This window comes from Weissella sp. ESL1156, assembly GCF_058505625.1.
This window is the reverse complement of record NZ_CP196372.1, coordinates 1,693,202-1,713,782: the sequence shown is the minus strand read 5'-3', so window position 1 is coordinate 1,713,782 and position 20,581 is coordinate 1,693,202. Positions and strand designations below refer to the sequence as shown.

At 37.6% G+C, this 20,581-nt stretch carries 16 protein-coding genes; 2 read left to right on the top strand and 14 right to left on the bottom strand.

Going from position 1 to position 20,581, the window contains the following annotated elements; genetic code table 11:
• Positions 1-54: 54 nt before the first annotated feature.
• Positions 55-900, bottom strand: a complete 846-nt coding sequence (locus tag ACSKY2_RS08685) for an NAD(P)H-hydrate dehydratase (RefSeq protein ID WP_489840137.1) — start codon at positions 898-900, stop codon at positions 55-57.
• A 160-nt stretch (positions 901-1,060) separates the two neighbouring features.
• Here ACSKY2_RS08685 and ACSKY2_RS08680 point away from each other — a divergent pair, with 160 nt between their 5' ends.
• Entirely contained in the window at positions 1,061-2,116 is a 1,056-nt protein-coding gene (locus tag ACSKY2_RS08680; RefSeq protein ID WP_489877475.1) for a Gfo/Idh/MocA family oxidoreductase, read from the top strand.
• A 624-nt stretch (positions 2,117-2,740) separates the two neighbouring features.
• On the opposite strand, the gene ACSKY2_RS08675 is transcribed toward ACSKY2_RS08680, so the two are convergent.
• From ACSKY2_RS08675 to ACSKY2_RS08625, 11 genes are all read right to left on the bottom strand, one after another.
• A complete protein-coding gene (locus tag ACSKY2_RS08675) occupies positions 2,741-3,670 on the bottom strand; it encodes a Ppx/GppA phosphatase family protein (protein ID WP_489840139.1) in 930 nt (309 codons plus the stop codon).
• A 23-nt stretch (positions 3,671-3,693) separates the two neighbouring features.
• Positions 3,694-4,713 carry a tryptophan--tRNA ligase gene (gene trpS, locus ACSKY2_RS08670; protein ID WP_489840140.1) on the bottom strand — a complete coding sequence of 340 codons (1,020 nt, stop codon included), beginning with the start codon at positions 4,711-4,713 and terminating at the stop codon, positions 3,694-3,696.
• A gap of 101 nt (positions 4,714-4,814) precedes the next feature.
• The gene (helD, locus tag ACSKY2_RS08665) at positions 4,815-7,109 is read right to left on the bottom strand and encodes an RNA polymerase recycling motor HelD (RefSeq protein WP_489877474.1); all 2,295 of its coding nucleotides are present in this window, start codon (positions 7,107-7,109) and stop codon (positions 4,815-4,817) included.
• Between the two features lie 81 nt (positions 7,110-7,190).
• Positions 7,191-7,553, bottom strand: a complete 363-nt coding sequence (locus ACSKY2_RS08660) for a type II toxin-antitoxin system PemK/MazF family toxin (protein WP_489840142.1) — start codon at positions 7,551-7,553, stop codon at positions 7,191-7,193.
• A 13-nt stretch (positions 7,554-7,566) separates the two neighbouring features.
• Positions 7,567-9,081: an alanine racemase gene (alr, locus tag ACSKY2_RS08655; protein ID WP_489877473.1), complete on the bottom strand. Its 1,515-nt coding sequence runs from the start codon at positions 9,079-9,081 to the stop codon at positions 7,567-7,569.
• Positions 9,082-9,305: 224 nt separating this feature from the next.
• The gene (cshA, locus tag ACSKY2_RS08650; protein WP_489877472.1) at positions 9,306-10,850 is read right to left on the bottom strand and encodes a degradosome RNA helicase CshA; all 1,545 of its coding nucleotides are present in this window, start codon (positions 10,848-10,850) and stop codon (positions 9,306-9,308) included.
• Between the two features lie 299 nt (positions 10,851-11,149).
• Entirely contained in the window at positions 11,150-12,412 is a 1,263-nt protein-coding gene (murA, locus tag ACSKY2_RS08645) for a UDP-N-acetylglucosamine 1-carboxyvinyltransferase (protein WP_489840145.1), read from the bottom strand.
• 334 nt (positions 12,413-12,746) lie between these two features.
• Positions 12,747-14,363, bottom strand: coding sequence for a CTP synthase (gene pyrG / locus ACSKY2_RS08640; RefSeq protein ID WP_489877471.1), 1,617 nt, complete (start codon positions 14,361-14,363; stop codon positions 12,747-12,749).
• Positions 14,364-14,575: 212 nt separating this feature from the next.
• A complete protein-coding gene (gene rpoE / locus ACSKY2_RS08635; protein ID WP_489877470.1) occupies positions 14,576-15,166 on the bottom strand; it encodes a DNA-directed RNA polymerase subunit delta in 591 nt (196 codons plus the stop codon).
• Positions 15,167-15,245: 79 nt separating this feature from the next.
• The gene (locus ACSKY2_RS08630) at positions 15,246-16,082 is read right to left on the bottom strand and encodes a Cof-type HAD-IIB family hydrolase (protein ID WP_489877469.1); all 837 of its coding nucleotides are present in this window, start codon (positions 16,080-16,082) and stop codon (positions 15,246-15,248) included.
• Between the two features lie 16 nt (positions 16,083-16,098).
• Entirely contained in the window at positions 16,099-17,475 is a 1,377-nt protein-coding gene (locus tag ACSKY2_RS08625; RefSeq protein WP_489840149.1) for an HD domain-containing protein, read from the bottom strand.
• A gap of 103 nt (positions 17,476-17,578) precedes the next feature.
• Between ACSKY2_RS08625 and ACSKY2_RS08620 the strand changes: the two genes are divergently transcribed.
• A complete protein-coding gene (locus tag ACSKY2_RS08620) occupies positions 17,579-18,025 on the top strand; it encodes a YwiB family protein (RefSeq protein WP_489877468.1) in 447 nt (148 codons plus the stop codon).
• 343 nt (positions 18,026-18,368) lie between these two features.
• Here the strand turns inward: ACSKY2_RS08620 and ACSKY2_RS08615 are convergent, their stop codons facing one another.
• On the bottom strand, positions 18,369-19,601 hold the full coding sequence (locus tag ACSKY2_RS08615; protein WP_489877467.1) for a S1C family serine protease: 1,233 nt from the start codon (positions 19,599-19,601) through the stop codon (positions 18,369-18,371).
• Between the two features lie 110 nt (positions 19,602-19,711).
• Positions 19,712-20,512, bottom strand: coding sequence for an MBL fold metallo-hydrolase (locus ACSKY2_RS08610; protein WP_489840152.1), 801 nt, complete (start codon positions 20,510-20,512; stop codon positions 19,712-19,714).
• Positions 20,513-20,581 lie beyond the last annotated feature (69 nt).

Genomic DNA, 20,581 nt, shown 5'->3' with positions numbered 1-20,581 from the left:
ATTGTCCTCAATTATACACTTTTTTATAATATTTCACATCTGATAACGTATGCATTATAAGTTAGATTGAATGCGTGCCATATAGTTTGGCAAGGCATCTGCAATAAATGATGGCTTTACGACATAACTATGACTTGCCATCTCCTGAGCAATCATGGAATGTGCGTACACCGCTGCTTCAACTGCTTTTAAATGATTACTTTTAAATTGACCAACAAAACCACCAATCACACCAGCTAAAACATCTCCCATACCGCCAGTTGCTTGATATGCACCACCAATCATCAACTGTTGCAATTCATTTTCTGCATAAATTAACGTATGATGTTGCTTTAACACTAGCACATCCAAGTTGAGAATTTGGCGTTGTACTTCATTTAATTGATGCTCTGTTTGATAATTTAATTGTACACCACTCAAGCGTGCCCATTCCATTTGGTGTGGTGTCGCTATCGTGTAGGGCTGACGCGGGAACATCAGATTATTTTCAGCCATAACAGTTAATGCTGACCCATCAACGACTAAAATATGCTGTTCGTTAACTGCGTCAAAAACTTTTTTAACTAAAGATACTGCTTGTTCATCTGTTCCTAAACCAGGTCCAATGACAATGACATCATTCTTTTCAATATTAGCCAATAACTGTTGATCATCTTGCCAATCTAAAAACATTGCCTCAGGTGTACGGGCATGTAACGCCGTTAAATTAACTCGATCAGTTGCAACAGTGGTTAAACCTGCACCAGCCCCCACGCTCGCTTGACTTGCCATTAAAATAGCACCACCAAATTGCATGCTACCACCTATTAGCAAGACACGACCATAATCGCCTTTATGACTATTATCAGGGCGCCTTAAAATAACTTCATGTAAAATATCTGATTTTAGTTCACTAACCATGGTGATTCTCCAGTTTTTTATAGTATATCGATTATACCGCGTCCATGTAGTGGTATAAAAACTTGTTTATCATTCTACTTAATACTACTATTCTACCATCTATTGCACAAATACATGAATTACGTGAAAATGGTCATAGAACATATTTTGGAGGTTCCTTATGCTTAACATCGCCTATATTGGGTTCGGTAAAAGTACAAATCGTTACCATATTCCCTACATTCGTCAACGTTCTGACAAATTTCACATTAGTCGTATCGTTGCCCCGCATATTAATAAAAGACCGACTGATCGAGCAATACTCGAAAAAACAGGCACTATTTTTTCAACTGACATCGAAGATATTATTGCTGATCAAACCATAGATTTAGCAGTTGTTGTCACACCAGCACCAACTCATTTTGCGGTTGCAAAGCAATTATTACAGGCTGGTAAAAATGTATTAGTTGATAAGCCAGTCGTTGCGACAGCCAATGAAGTTCAGACACTCATGGATATCGCTAACAAAAACCATTTATTCTTTATGTCTTTTCAAAATCGTCGCTTTGATAGTGACTATCTCACTTTACAGCATGTCCTGAAAACAGGTTATGTTGGTCGTCCAATTGAATTAGAATTACATATGGATCATTACCGTCCGCATGATGTAAAAACCTCAGGTAATACAATAGATACAACATGGTTTGATCACGGTGCCCATTTAGTTGACCAAATCGTTGCTTTATTTGGTGCTCCCAAAACGGTCGCTTACGATTTACGAACGACCCGTGAATTAACCGCAACCCTTTCTGACCAATTTGAGGTAAATTTATTCTATGAAAATGCCTTTAAAGCAACGATCCAGTCTAGTGAAATAACCGCTGTCCATTATCCAAAATGGATTCTTCATGGTACAAAAGGTTCTTATATTAAACATAATATCGATCAACAAGAATATGATCTAAAGGCTGGTATTATGCCTGGTGATGTTGGTTTCGGTTTGGATGCATCACAAGATTACGGCAAGTTAACTTACTATAACCAAAATAATGATCGTTTAGAGAAATTTATTCCTTCAATAATCGGAGATTATGGTCGTGTTTATGATTCAATTTTTGAAACGCTTGTTCATCAACAACCAAAACTAGTTTCTGACGAGCAGTTATTAACAACCATGCAAGTGCTAGAAGCTGGTACAACTGGCTCTAATCCACATATTGTTCATTTTGAACATTAATATTGAACTTTTTATTTGTAAACGTTTCCATAGCGTGTTATTATAATGGTGTACCAAAGGAAAGGTAGGTAGATGATTTGAAAATTGATTTCTCTTCAACCTCAAACATCGCTTTATCTACTAAAGTCCGTATGGGCGTGTCACAGTAATGATGCAAGATAACTTTAGTATCAAATTGAACGATAAACATTATGTCATGAGTTGACAGTCTTGCAGTCATTAGCATCGGTTACTTTAACGGAATACGATAGCTCTTTTTAAAGGGTGTAAGCATGTATTCTCGTCTGAAGGCTGCTCCCGACACGGTTCGCTTTTGAAACGAATAAATGTGGATGAGTAGTAGTTGCAAGCAAGATGTATTTGGTTTAGGTAATACTAGCGACAGTCGTTTAAATCTGCAGATTAAACCTCTAGTTATTACCATTACAATTGAATATAGGGTCGCAAATTTAAGTGCTCCCCTTGTTATCGCCTTTATAGGTATAACAAAAGTTACCGCGGGTCAATGCACCGGCGGTTTTTTAATGCATAAGATTGCTCATAAGAAATTGATTCGTATTCATTTTTGTTATTAAAATATCATCTAACAAAAAAGCGGCGTCTTAGTAACGTCGCTTCTATGTATTAATTATTCATCCGATATTCTTGTAACAAACCTTCACGAACACCAGAAGCAGAAAAAATGACTTTACTTGAACCAGTTCGCTTAATCAATGTAATTAATGGTAATAAACCACTGATAATAATATCAGCACGATTTGCTTCTAATCCCAGCAATTTTTCACGTTCAACTCTTGTCATCTTAACTAACTTGTTATATGTTGCCATCACTGCTGCTGTTGTCATTTCATAACCATGAAAATCTGAATCAGAAGGCAAGCCATGTTGCACACGATCTAACCTTGCTAAAGAACGGTTGGCACCACCCAATAAAATAATTGGTAATGTAATCGTGTCATCTAACCATGGTAATTGGCGATATTGCTGATCAACATACTTCGCTGCTTTCTCAATTGCTTCTGGTGAAACCACACCGTCTACATTTAATTTAAACTTTTCAGATAAATTGACCGCCCCAAATGGTAAGCTCATCATATTCGTTGCCATACGATCTTCAATGCCTACCAATTCAACGCTTGCACCACCTGTATCCAATAACCATGCATCAGATATATCCAATGCTGATACTGAACCCAAATAATCATAGTAAGCTTCTTGATCACCAGTTAAAATACGAATCTCAACGCCAACAGCGCGAAAAACTTTATCTAAAAATTCAGCTTGATTAGTTGCCTCACGAACAGCAGCTGTTGCAATACCAACAACTGTCACATCATCAAACATCATATAGTCTTGTTGAAATTCTAACAATGCGTCAACAACTCGGGTCATTGCCGCATCAGTTAGCTCACCATCGTTTTCGTCCATTCCCTCTGCTAAACGTGTATCTAGTTTACGGCGACGTAATTCAATAAAATTCCCATCTGCTTGTAGTTCTTCAACTACCATTCGGGTGGAATTTGAACCCAAATCAATGACTGCCAAATAACTCATTTCATGCTCCTTCAAGGTATTAATTAACCCCAGTAATCAACACCCATTGCATGGCGTACTTCTGCCATTGTTTGTTGACCAATAACACGGGCCTTTTCAGATCCTGCTTTCACAATATCCAAAACTGCTGCTTTATCTTTAGCATATCGCTCACGACGCTCACGAATTGGTGTCAGTTCTTTGTTTAATACTTCAAATAGATACTTCTTAATCTTCATATCACCTAAACCGCCAGCCTCATATTGCGACTTTAAATCCGCAACAGTTGCTTTATCTTCATCAAAAATATCCAGATAAGTAAAGACCATATTGCCTTCAACATGACCAGGATCCGTCAATTGAATATGCGTTGGGTCAGTATACATTGACTTGACTTTCGTCCATAGTACCTCTTCATCATCACTTAGATAAATCGCATTACCCAAAGATTTTGACATTTTTGCGTTACCATCTAACCCCGGTATCCGTCCTTGACCCTTTGGTGGAAAAATCCCCTCAGGTTCTAATAAAATATCTGTATTGTAATAACGATTGAATGTTCGGACAAGTTCACGTGTTTGTTCAAGCATTGGCTCTTGGTCATCCCCAACTGGCACAACTTGGCCTTTAAACAAGGCAATATCTGCAGCCTGTGATACTGGATAAATAAAGAATCCTGCTGGAATACTCTCACCAAAACCCTTTTGTTGAATTTCAGCTTTCACGGTTGGGTTACGTTGTACACGAGCAATTGATACTAAATTCAAAAAATATTCTGTTAATTCAGAAAGCTCAGGTACCGCTGATTGTACAAATATTGTTGTCTTTGCTGGATCAATACCAACAGCTAAATAATCCAAAACAACTTCCAAAAGAGAGTTTTGAATTTTTTCAGGATTTCGTGCATTATCAGTAAAAGCTTGCTTATCAGCTACCATAATATACGGATCATACAAACCCGAGTTTTGCATGGCAACACGATTCTTTAATGAACCAACATAATGTCCGATATGTAGTTTACCGGTTGGGCGATCCCCAGTTAACAAAACTTTCTTTTCACTCATATTTTTTCTTCTTTCCATTGTGAGCATTTCACAGATTAAAATTCGTCAAAACCAATTGTAAAAGTTTTTTAATGTGATAACAAGCACTTGTTAATTTATTATCAGATTGTTTCTTTATTCAGTGTTTTTTCCACTTGCGTAATCAATGGTGACGCTGGTCCAAGACTGATTAAACAGAGTGCGTGCATCGCCCGAGAAGCTAATGTATATAACAACCCGGTCGCTTGACTATCAGGATAATTAGACTGTGAAACATCATAGCCAATCACGGCATCAAATTCCAAACCTTTTGCTAAATAAATCGGCATAATTAACACATTTGCCAGTCGTGATCGATCTGTTGCATGTAGTAATTGTACTGACTCTTTATAACCACGTAAAGCATCCATCACTTGTTCAGCCTGTAGGGCTGTTTTTGTCAAAATAGCGACCGTTTGATTTGATTGACGTAAGCGCGTTATTTCATTTGTTAATACACTAGCACTTTCCTTAGCATTCGTTTGCAATAAAAGCGGTTGTTCACCATGCCTAGTAAACGTCATAATGTCATCACCATCTGGTAGTAATGCTTTGGCAAAGTTCATAATTTCTTGAGTTGATCGATAAGCTTTATTAAGTTTGATCAACATTGGCTTTTTTGCCTCAAAAGCTTGCGCATATTTATTTAATAACATTTGGGGTGTTTCGACTTCACGAAAGAGTGCTTGCTCCGAGTCACCTAGTACCGTAAACTTTGCTTTTGGAAAAGCATGCTTTAAATATAACAATTGTGACAACGCATAATCTTGCATTTCGTCTACAAAGACATATGCCATCGCCTGATTTGTTCCACCCGCTGTTAATGTATCTCGTAAAAATAATAACGGTGCTGCATCTTCTAAATCAATACGATGATACTCTAATTGTAAATCAAACCGTCTGTTTTTAGCTTCCCACCATGAACTTCTTTGGACATCGTTGAAGCTTAAATACTTTAAGAAATCTGAATATTGTTCATAAATATCTAAGAAAAAATGATTATAAAGCGCATCATCAATAATTTGCCAATGTTTCATTAAATAACGTTTGGCAACTAACGACATCACATCATCGACATCTTCTGCTGCTAATGATGTTTCAATATCTTCTTCTCCCAATAAGGCTTGATATTCCTGATCAGTTAAGTTATCTAGCTCAGCAAGCACCCAATCCGAATTTTGGAACCTTGCAATACGATCTGTCAGCACATGCATAAAATGTTTTTGTACTTGATCAATTCGTTCGCGCATAGCGTAACTATCTGATAGTGTTGCAGCGTAATCACTAAATTCTGTTGCACTAAAGAATATTTGGTCTTCGTAATAAATATCCACAAAATGTAAGTCATTTATTTCTAGTTGAGTGACATATTGTTCAACCAGCGACAAAATGTCTGCACTTTCTAAAGTTTCTCGAATACTTTGACTAGCGACACCAATATTTTGTTGTTCTTTTTCATATCTATCAAACAATGTTTGCACCGTTAAACCCTGTAAACGAGCACTAAAAAATTCAGCCAGTGTGACCTGTCGCATGTTCCGCTCACCTAAGGAAGGTAATACATCAGCAATATAACTAGAAAATAAGCGATTTGGCGAAAACAACACAATTTGATCAGAGTTTAGGGATTCACGGGCATGAAAAAGAAGAAAGGCAATTCGTTGTAAAATAGCCGATGTTTTCCCCGAGCCAGCAACACCCTGCACAACTAATAAATCACTGGTTGTATCTCGAATAATTTGATTTTGCTCTTGTTGAATCGTTGCAACAATATTTCGCATCACATCATCATTTTGTTGTCCCAATGCGAACTGCAACATTTCGTCACCAACAGTCTCATTCGTGTCAAACATACTAGTAATTTGGCTATTATCAATGACAAACTGTCTTTTTTTCTTGAGATCAACGATTTGTTCCCCATTGGGAGTTGGGTAACTGACTTGTCCTAACGTACCATTATAGTAAACACCACTAATTGGCGCCCGCCAATCATAAATCAAAAACTCACCATGATCATCCTGTAACGACGATAAACCAATGTATAACGTTTCTGGCAAATGATCTTCAACAATATCAACACGACCAAAATATGGATTAGGACGTAACGTTTTCAATGTTGTCACAGTTTTTGCCATGATATTTTCAGTCTCAGTAACTCGTGCAACAATATTTCTTTGTTGTTGAATTTCAGCATTGGTTTCCATGGCATCGTCCACTTCAGCAGTATTAATTGATGTATTAGCAATATAGTTGCTTTCAACTGCTCGCGTTTCAGAATGTGCTTTTGTATAAGCTTCTTTAGCCTGCAGTAACTGTTTATCAATAATTTGAACAACTTGATTCAATCTAGCTTGTTCAATTGCTTGTTCTTCATACATGTTACGCCTCCTCTAATAAATTTTACTAATAAAAACAGGCGGATAAAACCAAAACGTTTTATCCACCTCATTGTTATTAAATTATACTAAACCAAGACTGATAAACAAGGCTTGATCAATTTTTACGACTAAATTCGTTGGTACAGTACCAATCTGATCTTGCAATCGTCGCTTATCAATGGTCCTAATTTGTTCTAATAAAATCACTGAGTCCCGACCAATACCAGTATTTGGCAACTCTGAAGGTAACCCAACATGTGTTGGTAATTTTGGCTTTGCAATCTTTGCCGTAATTGGTGCCACAATGACTGTTGGTGAATGTTGATTCCCAACATCATTTTGGACAATGACAACTGGTCGTTGACCACCTTGTTCTGACCCAACCACAGGTGATAAATCTGCAAAGAAAATATCACCTCGTTTAATATCATTTTTCTTTGCCATACGTCTCTCTTTATTATATTAATTTTCGTGGTAAACGTGTTGATAAACTTGTTGCAACCTCATATGGAATCGTATTTAAACGATCTGCAAGATTTTCAAGTGTTATTTCTTCATGACCCACTTTACCAATTAATGTAATGACTGTGCCAATAGGTAACTTTTCTGGCAATCGAATCATTAATTGATCCATTGCAATTCGACCAACAATTTCAACATGTCGACCGTCAGGTAGCAGTCCATACATACCTTGCAACTGACGTGAATAACCATCTGCATAACCTATAGGCAACGTACCAATCCATTCTGGTTTTGGCGCTTTATATGTTGCCCCATAAGAAATGGCACTTCCTGTCTCAACACATTTCACATGAACAAGTGCCGCTTTTAATTGCAATGCTGGTACTAACTGATTTGTTTCTAAAACATTTCCTGATGGATTAAAGCCATACATTGCTGCCCCAACTCGTATTGCATCAAAACTTGGTTGCTCATGCCATAATGCTGTTGCAGAATTTGCTAAGTGTTGCCAAGTATCTATCGGTAACGGTAAGCCATCTACTAACTGATGCCAGGTTGCAATTTGTTTCTCATAGTAATCCGTATTCTTTTCATCTGCCGTTGCAAAGTGCATGCCAATCCCTTTTAGTATGAGATTATCTGCTTGATTAATTTTAGTCACAACATGTTGTAACACGTCGCGTTGTCGTATACCAATGCGCCCCATACCAGTATCAACACCAATAGATACTTGTAGTCTGGCAGCTAATGGTAATTCCTTTAGTAGTTCATCTAACCATCCCTCACTTGTCACAACAGGTATTAGATCATACTTTACTAAATCAGCCACATAAGTAACTGGTGTAACACCCAATATAAAAATTGGCTTTTTAACACCATATTGACGTAACCAAATGGCCTCATCAATTGTCGCAACACCAAAACCATCTACACTCGCACGCTGTGCCGCTGTCACAATCTGTGCCAAACCATGGCCATAAGCATTTGCTTTTACAATCGCAATAAAATGTTTAACTGCTGTTAATTGACGTACTGCATCAATATTATGCTTAATCGCTCTCTCCGAAATTTCTAACCAGGCAGGTCGTCGATTACTAATAACCGCTTGATTGGCAATTTGTTTATGACTAATCATTTCCTGTTGTGAAGTTTGTGACTCTAAAATGACTGAACTATGTACTGTATCACCCGTATGTGAAATAGAAATATGTACCACTGCTTCATTTTGTCTTGGATGACTAACCATCACTGGTTGTCCAGACTGATTAGGTAAAATTTCAATATCTTGCCAACTAGCTTGTGAGCCAATACCAGTACCTATCGCCTTACTATAGGCTTCTTTAATCGAAAATCTACCCGCTAAAAATTCCAATTGATGCTTACCTTTTCTTTGGTCATACACCGCACGCTCTGCTGGTGTCAAAATAACATCAATAAAACCTGGTCTCCGTTCAGCAACAGCAGCAACTTTACTGATAATTTGCGCATCAATGCCATGCCCAAGAATCATATCCCCACCTCCCAAAATATTATTTTCATTATAACCTCTATGGTAATCACTGTGCTCGCTTATTTTTTATTATATCAGAAAGAAAAGTGAGAAAAGGTTAGCTAATTTACCACTTAGTAACTAAAATGAAATAATAAATCTCTTATTTTGACATATATATCGAAAAAGCTAAAGCTTTCCAAATTAATGGCAAACTTCAGCTTTAAATCATTTAATTTGTTAAATTAGTCGTTGTTTTTAATGACAAAATTACGTGATTGACGACGTGGCGCACCTGAATGACCACGTTGTGACCGATCACCTGAACCAGTACGTGAACCACGATCGTATGAACGACGCTCACGTTGACCACGGTTACCACGATAACCACCACCATGACGACGATCACCGTCACGACGACCGCGATAACCACCACTACGGCGTGATCCCCCATAGTTACCATGCTTATGTGGCAATGGGCGTTCGTGTGATAACTTAAATTCAGCATCCATTTCTTCAACATTAGCAACCGCACCTAATAGTGCAGCAGCTAATGCTTTTGCATCATATTGTTCAACCAATTGGTTGACTTGCTCTGAATCGGCAACATTTGCAGTTGCTTTGACAATCTCCGCAACTGATTCGGCAGCAACACTCATACGTCCAGCTAGTGCTTCTTCACGAGTATATGGCTTTAATGGCTGCATACGCTTCTTCGTTAGCTTTTCAATATCTTTTAAGTAATCCATTTCTGAATTACTTACAAAGGTAACAGATGTACCATGTGCACCGGCACGACCAGTACGGCCAATACGGTGAACATATGATTCTGAATCTTGTGGAATATCAAAATTATAAACGTATGTCACACCAGAAATATCCAAACCACGTGCTGCAACGTCAGTGGCAACCAAAATTTTAATTTCACGGTTTTTAAATTGTTTCAAAACCTGTGTCCGCTTTTGTTGTGTCAAATCCCCATGGATACCAGCGGCTTTAAATCCACGCAAAGTTAATCCACGAGTTAACTCATCAACGCGACGCTTTGTACGTCCGAACATAATTGCTAATTCTGGTTGTTGTACATCCAAAATACGCGTCAAGACATCAAACTTTTCAAAGTCACGCACACGAACATAGTATTGATCTACTAAGTCAGTTGTTAATTCTTTGGCTGCAATTTGAATATGCTCTGGATTCGTCATAAATTGCACACCAATACGCTTAATTGCAGGTGGCATAGTTGCTGAGAATAGCAATGTTTGACGTGAATCAGGTACGGCCTTTAAGATTGATTCAATATCTTCTAAGAATCCCATGTTTAACATTTCATCAGCTTCATCTAAAACTAATGTCTTAACATGTGATAAGTTAATCGTACCACGACGGATGTGATCGATTAAACGACCAGGTGTTCCAACAACGATGTGTGCACCATGGTTCAAACCATTAATTTGACGACGAATGTCGGCACCACCAAAGACCGCTTGGACACGAACATGCTTGTCACGTCCTAATTTGAATAGTTCCTCTTGTGTTTGGATAGCTAGTTCACGGGTTGGTGAAACAACTAGTGCTTGCACGTCTTTGTTCTCATTGTCAATCATTTCTAGAATTGGCAATCCAAATGCAGCCGTTTTTCCAGTTCCTGTTTGTGCTTGACCAATAACATCTTTACCAGTCATGATCAAAGGAATTGTCTTTTCCTGGATTGGTGTGGCTTCTACATAACCATGCTTTTCAATGGCCGCTAATAGGTCTTGACTAAGACCCAACTCTGAAAACTTCAAAATTTTTCCTCCGGTAACGATTGCCGCAACAACCGTTCTTTAATATCGTGAACTTATCAACATAAAAACAAACTAGACACAATCCGGCGTCCATACTACGTTTGATTTTAGTAATCGTCCTTTATTTTCGTAACTTATCTAGTTTATCCTGATAATCATGAATTAGCAACCATTATGGCTTCTTTTTTCTTTGTAATTATTTTAAAAGCAGCAAAAGAAAAAATGTCTGCGCTTTCATTGTACGAATACGAACCACCAATTTTTGCTCAGACATTTTATTGTTTATCTAATTTGACGCATTATTCTTCAGAAATCTCAATATCAGCATTCAACATCGTTAACTTATGGATAATATGATCATAACCACGCAAAACATGCTCTGCATTCAAAACTTCCGTGACACCATCAGCCATTAAGCCAGCCGTGACCAAAGATGCTCCCGCACGTATTTCTGCAGCAGAAACGCGTGCACCATGAAAGTGCTGACACTTCGTTACGGCAATTTGCCCGTACGCCGCATTAGACACATTTACTCCCAGTTTTTGTAGCTCTGGTATGTGACGTGTTCTTTCCGGATAAATTGTTTCATAAATTAAACTAGTCCCTTCTGCTAACGTCAATAATGGCGTAATTGGTTGCTGTAAATCAGTTGCAAATCCAGGAAAAGGTGCTGTTTTAATTTGAATAGGTTGCAAGTTGACAGACTTTGGTACATAAATACTGTCTTCACGCACATCTAATTGCACGCCCATTTCTAATAACTTTGCCGTAAATGATTCCAAATGCTCTGGGATGACATTCTTAATTAAGATACCATCCCCCTGCGCAGCTGCCAGTGCCAAATATGTACCAGCTTCAATACGATCTGGAATAATCGTGTGTGTATTTTTAGAGACTAATTTATCAACACCAGTAATTCTGATGACATCTGTACCAGCACCGCGAATTTGAGCTCCCATATTATTCAAGAATGTCGCCAAGTCAATAATTTCAGGCTCACGGGCAGCGTTTTCCAAAATGGTTGTGCCTTCTGCATGAACAGCTGCCATAATAATATTCATCGTGGCACCAACTGATACCACATCCAAGAATATTCGAGCTGCTTTTAAACCATGCTCAGCATTAATATAAACAGTATCATTTTCTTCATGTACTGTTGCGCCTAATGCCTCAAACCCTTTAATATGTTGATCAATTGGTCTTGGACCAATGTTATCTCCACCTGGGAAAGTGACTGTTGCTCGTCCAAATCGACCAAGCAATGAACCCATAAAGTAGTATGATGCACGTAATGATTTAATTGCTGTTGATGGTAACTCTGACTCAACAATCTTGGTTGGGTCAATCATGAGCTCACCACCTTCAAATGTTGAAGTAACATTCATTGAGCTTAAAATGGCTTGCAAATTATAAACATCCAAAATATCAGGTACGCTATCAAATTTTACAGGTGTTTCAGCTAAAATTGCTGCTGGAATTAAAGCTACGGTAGAGTTTTTTGCACCACCAATGGTTACTTCACCACTGAGCCGTCGTCCACCATGGATTACCAACTTCTTCATTTTTATCAATCCTTTTAGAGTCTTTACTCTATCATCCTTAATTAAGGTCCATTCATTCAAAATTTTTTGTTATCCCTCATTCGACTATCGCCAAATGAAAATGGTTACGTATATTCAAAATATAATATACTTAAACAAGTTTACATTAGTTACATTTAAATGACAATAAGATGTCGTTAGTTTTTCTTTCCCACTTAAAATTTCACTAAAAAATAGCATAAAATTACTAAAAACTTAAAAATAACCGTTTCAACCATTATAACAATCGAATACTATAATAACCTAAAAAAATGATTGATAACAAAAATTATCAATCATTTTTTTCTTTAAATTATCAAATTATTTTTTCTTTATGTGCTAATGCCGCTTTGACAAACCCAGCATACAAAGGTTCTGCATGATTTGGACGTGACATAAACTCTGGATGATATTGTGCAGCAACAAAGAAATCATTTGCCGGTAATTCAATAATTTCCATCAAACTTTGGTCAGGTGATGTACCAGCAAATACCATACCAGCGTCTTCGAACTCTTGACGATAAGCCGTATTAAATTCATAACGATGACGATGACGAGCTTCAATCTCTGATTGAGCACCATAGAGTTTTTTAGTTAGACTGCCTTCTTTTAACATGGCTGGATATAGTCCTAATCGCATAGTCCCACCACGATTGGTAATTTCTTTTTGATCATTCATCAACGCAATGATTGGCGTATCTGTTTCTGAATCTAATTCAATTGAATTAGCATTTGCATGCCCTAGAACATGGCGTGCAAATTCTACCGTGGCCAATTGCATACCTAAACAAACACCTAAGAATGGCAAATTATTTTCACGTGCATATTGAATTGCTACAATCTTGCCTTCTGTACCACGTGGTCCAAAACCACCTGGCACTATCACACCATCAGCATCAGCTAAAATATCTGCCACATTTTCTACAGTCACCTTTTCAGAATTAACAGCATTGATCTCAACATCTGTGTCAATGGCATACCCACCAGCACGTAAGGCTTCATTAACAGAAATATAAGCATCTTGCAAATCAGCGTACTTACCAATCAATGTGATTTTAATTGACTTCTTCAAGTGACGAATGCTATCAATCATTGCACGCCAACTCGTTAAATCAGCAGCTGGTGCTGACAGTCCCAAACGCTTTAGGATAACATCATCCATCCCTTGCTTTTGCATGTTAAGGACAACCTCATACAAAATATCAACATCCAGTGACTCAATAACAGCTTCAGGTGCCACATCAGTGAATAAAGCTAATTTATCACGCATACTCTGAGTGATATGCTGTTCCGTACGAACGACCAACATATCAGGTTGAATTCCTAATGAACGCAATTCTGCTACAGAATGTTGTGTTGGCTTTGTTTTCATTTCACCAGCTGCACGCAAATAAGGAATCAATGACGTATGAATGTATGCCACATTTTCAGGACCAACTTCACGTTTCATTTGACGCAAAGCTTCGATGAATGGTAGTGATTCAATATCACCAACTGTCCCACCAACTTCAGTGATCACAATATCAGCATCAGTAGTTTCAGCTGCACGCATCATTTTTTCTTTCAAAGCATTCGTAATATGTGGAATCACTTGAACGGTTGCCCCATCATAATCACCGCGACGCTCTTTTGCTAAAACTTCTGAATAAACACGACCAGAAGTAACGTTTGAATATTTATTTAAATTAATATCAATAAAACGTTCATAATGACCTAAATCCAAATCCGTTTCCAAGCCATCTTCTGTCACGAATGTTTCCCCATGTTGATAGGGTGACATGGTTCCTGGATCAATATTGATGTATGGGTCAAACTTTTGTACCGCAATTTTAAAACCACGATTTTTTAATAAACGTCCTAGTGAAGCTGCAACAATACCTTTACCTAATGATGAAACTACACCACCAGTAACAAAGATGTATTTAGCTGTCATATAAATATATCCTCCGAGTTCTATGTCGATGCCAATAAAAAATAAAAAAGCCCCCAATGCTTAGGTAGCGTTGGGAGCATTAATCAACTTTGATTACGCCTTGTAAGTAAATACAAGAGCCCGGAATTTAATAATACACGAAAATCCCAAAAGTGTCAATTAATAATCAAATAAAATTGTTTGACAATTTTCAGTTATCGAACCAACAACAATTAGTGTTCAATATCACCTGAACCATAATCATCATCAACATCTGTCTTAATACCACTGATTTCGTCACCGAGACCACCTGATACTTCATCGTGCTCAAAATCATCATCAGCACTAGTATCATCGTCGTCATCATCGTCATCATCAGCTGTATCATCATCAGCATCAGCTGTATCCACATCAAAGTCATCATCTTCAGGATCGTCGTCATTATAGTCAATGACATCATCGTCGTCATCAGCATCAGCCAAGAAGGCATTGATCTTCTTGCGTTTCTTCTTCTTTGGCTTGCCTTCAACTTCTTCTTCTAGATCCAAGTGAACAGCTTCATCAATTGAGTCAATTGGGTACCATGAACGTAAGCCCCACATTGTATCACCCAATGAAATGAATGAACCGTCAATATTCAAATCAGTATAAAATTGTGATAAGCGCGCACGAATCTCTTCATCCGACTTACCGGTAAATGCTTGTACTTCATTCAACAAGTCATTAAATCCCATTGTTTCATGACGGTCAGACAAAATTGCACGAGCAACTTCAATCATTGAAAGCTCATCCTTATTTTGGCCGTCAAATTGTGTTAATGCCAAATCACTACACGTCCTTTCGCGGTCTTACTCAATGTCTAATATTACAATATTTTTGTCATTTCGGCAAATATTTTCCAATTTAATTTTCTAATTCAGGCACATGCTTGTTCAAAACCCACTTTTCAACAGCAACCCCCACACCATCTTCATTTTGCGATGTCGTGATGGTATCCGCAATTGCTTTTACCTCTGGGACGGCATTTGCCATTGCGACACCCAGACCAGCAGCTTGTAACATCGTTATATCATTATGCTGGTCACCCAAAGCCATTGTTTCTGACATCGCAATGCCTAATCTATCAGCTAATAATTGCAAACCTGCACCTTTTGTAGAATTTTTATGCATGACTTCCAAGAAATTAGGTGTCGATTTAACAATATAATAAGTGTCTTTTAACGCTTGTGGTATATTTTCAACAATTTCATTAATTTTGTCAGCTTCATCGATAAACATAAATTTTACATAGTGTTCATCTTCCGTCATTGTCGCAACTGGCTGAAACTTTAGGGGCATACGAACCATGTTATTCTCACCATTTGCATGTCGATTAACCATTGTGTTAGCAGTAATGGCATAACTAAGTGATTCTATTTGTATATAAGCTTGATGCTCATCGGCAATCGCTTTAAATTTTTTATAGTCAGCTAACGTTAATTCATGTCCGCCTAATTGTTGACCAGCCGTTGTTTGCACAACACTGCCATTGTATGTCACTGCAAATTGATCGGTTTGATTTGCTAAACCCAACTCACTGAGATAAATTTGAACGCCAGACAGTGGACGACCAGTTGCTAAAACAACTTTAACACCCTTAGCCTTTGCTTCTTGCAATGCTTTTTTTACTCGTGGTGTAATTTGTTTTGCTGAATTCACCAAAGTATCGTCAATATCGATTGTCACTAACTTAATTGCCATAATTTAAAAACACTCCCTATTCACCATCTGTCTTTGCCGGATTAATTAACGTTTCATTGTGCACATATCGCTGAAAGTCATTATAAATCGGTGCCATAATATCACCTACTGCATGTTCTGCTAACATTTCACGCGGGAAAAAGAAACGCGCATTCCCAAAAATCCGTCCAGTCATTGCTTCAACAAGTGGACTTTGCGTTGATAATTCTGTTAACGAACCATCCAACTGCATAATTTCAATTTGCGTTCGTGGCTTTTTATCTTTTGGATTGTACGCATCATATGGTAAATCAAAACTATCATTTTCAGCCGTATAATAGCGTGTATCAAACCCGGCAGAATCGATCAATCCCTTAATAATTGGTAACAATTGACGCGTTTCATCCGTAATGACAATTGATTTTAGTGGTTTACGATTAATAAAGCGTGTGGCTAAATCAGCTAAAATAGCATCTTCAGCGTAGCGCCATGAATTGATATTAGCCAACATTAACGAATCATCTAACATCAAATATTGCTGTAAATCTAAATTACCCGCAAAAAGTGGCTGGAGTGTCTTAGAAATAAACGTGCCATCCACTCGCGAATCCGTTTGGCTTTCATCATATACAAATTTTGCTCGTTCAAGTAAATGCTGTAAGAGTACTTCAAACGAACGTGATACCGGATGAAAATAAACCTGGACATACATCTGATAACGCGACACAACGTAATCTTCGATAGCATAAGAGCCCTTTTCATCAAAAGCAATCCCGCCTGAATATGGGCGCATCACATGAATGATACGAGATAAGTCAAATTGACCGTATGTTGCACCAGAATAATAGGCATCACGTAATAGATAATCCATTCGATCTGCATCAATTTGACTAGAAATTAACTGAACCACTTGTGGATTAGGGTACGTTTTAGCAATGACACTGGCAACTTTTTGTGGAAAATCGGGTGCAATTTTTGCCAATACCTGGTGCACTTCAGTGTCTGCTGATAAGATAATATTTTGTGTGTAAACTTCATGATCTGTGTTAAAAATATGCTCAAAAGTATGTGAATATGGTCCGTGACCAACATCGTGTAGCAATGCCGCACACAACAAAACAAGCCGTTCGTTAACATCCCATAATCCATCCCCAGCTTTTTGCGAAGGATAAAATTGTTCTAAATGATTTGCAAAACGGCGAGCAATTTCGTAAACACCTAATGAATGTGAAAAGCGTGAATGCTCAGCACCATGGAAAACAGCACTAGCAACACCTAATTGTTTTATTCGGCGCAGACGTTGAAATTCAGACGTCCCAATTAAATCAAGAATGACTTGATCTTTTACCCGTATTGAATTAAGTACGGGATCCCGAAAAACCTTTTCTGAACCTGTTTTAATAAATTGCGTCATGATTTCCTTTCTAATTCTGTCGAATATGCCGTATATTTATTACATTATACCCTATTGAACCCTGTATAATGGACTGAAACAATCATATTTCAAGGAGTTTTATATGCAACCTATGAGAAAATCATGGTCAACCCGTATTTCGTTAACAACTCAGATTAAACAAGCTGATGATATTGAACAATTTCAATTTGAAGAAGAGGCAACATTGACGTTAACAGATAACGCCCTCTATATCCGATACACTGAACATCAACAAGACGTTAATGATACGCCAGTAACATTTAAAATAACAACGACGAATGATATCTTATTGCATCGTCACAATTACTTTACTGATGTGCAATTACATTTTATGTTGGGACAATTTTTTCAAACACATTATGTCACACCACAAGGTAACATCCCAATTACTGTACAAACTGATGAATTATTCAGTGATATATCGCCCCAACACCCCTATGGTAAATTAACAGTTAGTTATACCTTACAAAATAACCACGTTGACGTTGGCCGTTATCAACTAGCCTTAGTCGTTATACCAAAATCATAAAAATAAAAGTCGTTTACAAAAAAGTTGACAATACAGTCAAACCGTCTTTTGTAAACGACTTTTTTCAATAAAAAAAGACCACCGTGCAAGAGGGGGAACGCAACGATGGTCCGCCGCCGGCTACTATCGCAACCAGCGAAGGGGGGATACATAGTTTGGGGAACTATGTAATTTTTCATATACTTTGGGGAGTAATGAATTCCACTAACAAAAGCGGATATACACAATATAAACAATGAACTTTTCGTAAAGGTTTCAAAAATATTTCAATTTGTTTACAAAAAGCAAAGAAGGTTTGAATTTATTCACACCTTTCTCACATTTTATTTCTAATTTATTCACTTTATTGTTCGCTACTTAATGAACTAGTTGATTTATTAAGTTTAACGGTAGTTGTCGATTCTTTACCATTTCTATAATAAGTCAATTTTACTGCATCACCAATTTTATGCTTATACAATGCATCTCGCAATTCACCTGAATCAGTGACCGTCGTACTATCAATTTTTGTAATGACATCATACTTCTTCAAACCAGCATTGGCTGCTGGTGAGTCATCTTCCGTATTAATCACCACCACACCACCAGAAACACGAGATGGCAAATTTAAGACATCACTCTGGTCACTGGCCGAAACATTACTTAAATCTACCATTGAAACACCGAGTGCTGGTCGTTCGATTTTTCCATTCTTTTCTAGTTCGTTAATGATGCTAACAACTGTGTTAGAAGGAATCGCAAAACCCATACCTTCAACTGACGTACCATCTTCAGATGAAGCTAATTTCATGGAATTAATACCAACAACTTGTCCTGCCAAGTTAACTAATGGTCCACCAGAATTACCTGGATTAATTGCTGCATCTGTTTGCAATACAGTCGCTTTACCAAGGGAGTTACCACTTTCATCAGTTGCATCCACTTGACGTTTCGTGGCAGAAATAATTCCCTCTGTCACTGACGTTGCATAATCTGAACCTAACGGTGATCCAATTGCTAGGACTGATTGACCCGCTTCAGTTTTAGACGAATCCGCAAAATCAGCAATTTCCGTTACTTTACTTGCTGAAACTTTCAAAACAGCTAAGTCAGTTTGCTCATCTGTTCCAACCAATTTTGCTGTTAGTTTGGTGCCATCACTTAATAGTACTTGAATAGCATTAGAATCTGCGACAACATGATTATTTGTGACAATATACGCTGTGTTATCAGTCTTTTTATAAATAACACCTGAACCTTCTGAAGCAGTTGCTAAACCGGAAGAATCACTGCTTGCTGTCGAATCATTATCCGTCGTGCTACTCCCATATGTACCGGATTGTAACGATTGTTGTTTTTGTAAGTTAATGACCGACACAACGGCTCCCGAAACCGTTTTAAATGCTTTTGTTGCGCTTGACGTCCCCTTAACATTACTACTGTTGACCTTAACAGGTACTGTTTTACCTGTCGTTACTTTAGTTGTAGATTGATTTTGATGTGAAAAATAAGTCACCCCACCAGCAGCCACACCCCCACCGACTAGTCCAGCGACGACACTCATTACCACAATTTTTGTTCCTGATGATAATTTCATATTCATGCCCCGTATCTTATGTTTTACCATTAATTTTATCAGCCTATATAAATATTACTTTAAGCTAACACCCTTTAAATCGCCTTAACCTTAATATGTATCAAGGTTTTTCAGATTTGTATTAAGCGTGTTGCAATTGCTGGATCTGTATCTAACAATTGGAAATCATGATCAACACCAAAATCATTTTCTTCTAATACTGATTGTACTGTGATATGTGCTAATGGCTTTTGATTGTTTTCTTGACTTAAATGACCAAGATAGACATGTTTCGTTCGATTACCTAATAATTGTGTTAATGCCATTGCACTATCTTCGTTTGATAGATGACCTTGATCACTTAAAATACGCTGTTTTAACGACCATGCATAACTACCCATCCTTAACATTTCATAATCGTGATTTGCTTCCATCAAAATAGCATCTGCGTTTTTAATTGATCCAATAATACGATCATTAACATACCCTGTGTCCGTTAACATGGCAAAAGTTTTATTGTCATGATGAAAAGCGTAAAACTGGGGATCTACTGCATCATGTGATACACTGAAACTTTCAATATCAAGGTCCCCCATTAGTTTTGTTTGACCCGGTTCAAATAATTGCTTTTGTTCAGAATCAATATGACCAATTTTATTCGCCATTGCATCCCACGTTTTTTTATTAGCATAAATATCCATCCCATATTTACGGGCTAACACCCCAACACCAGCAATATGATCACTGTGTTCGTGAGTCACAAATAACGCATCAACATCATTTAGTGAGCGACCAATTTGCGACATTAAATTTGCAATTTTCTTTCCTGACAAACCAGCGTCAACCAACACATTATGTTGAGGCGTTTCAATAAACGTAACATTACCTTTACTACCAGATGCTAACATTGACACCTTAAAATCATTTGCCATTCTTAACTCCTTACTAACATTTAAAAATCTATCCTAATAATCATTAAATTTTTTCACCATATCCTTAAT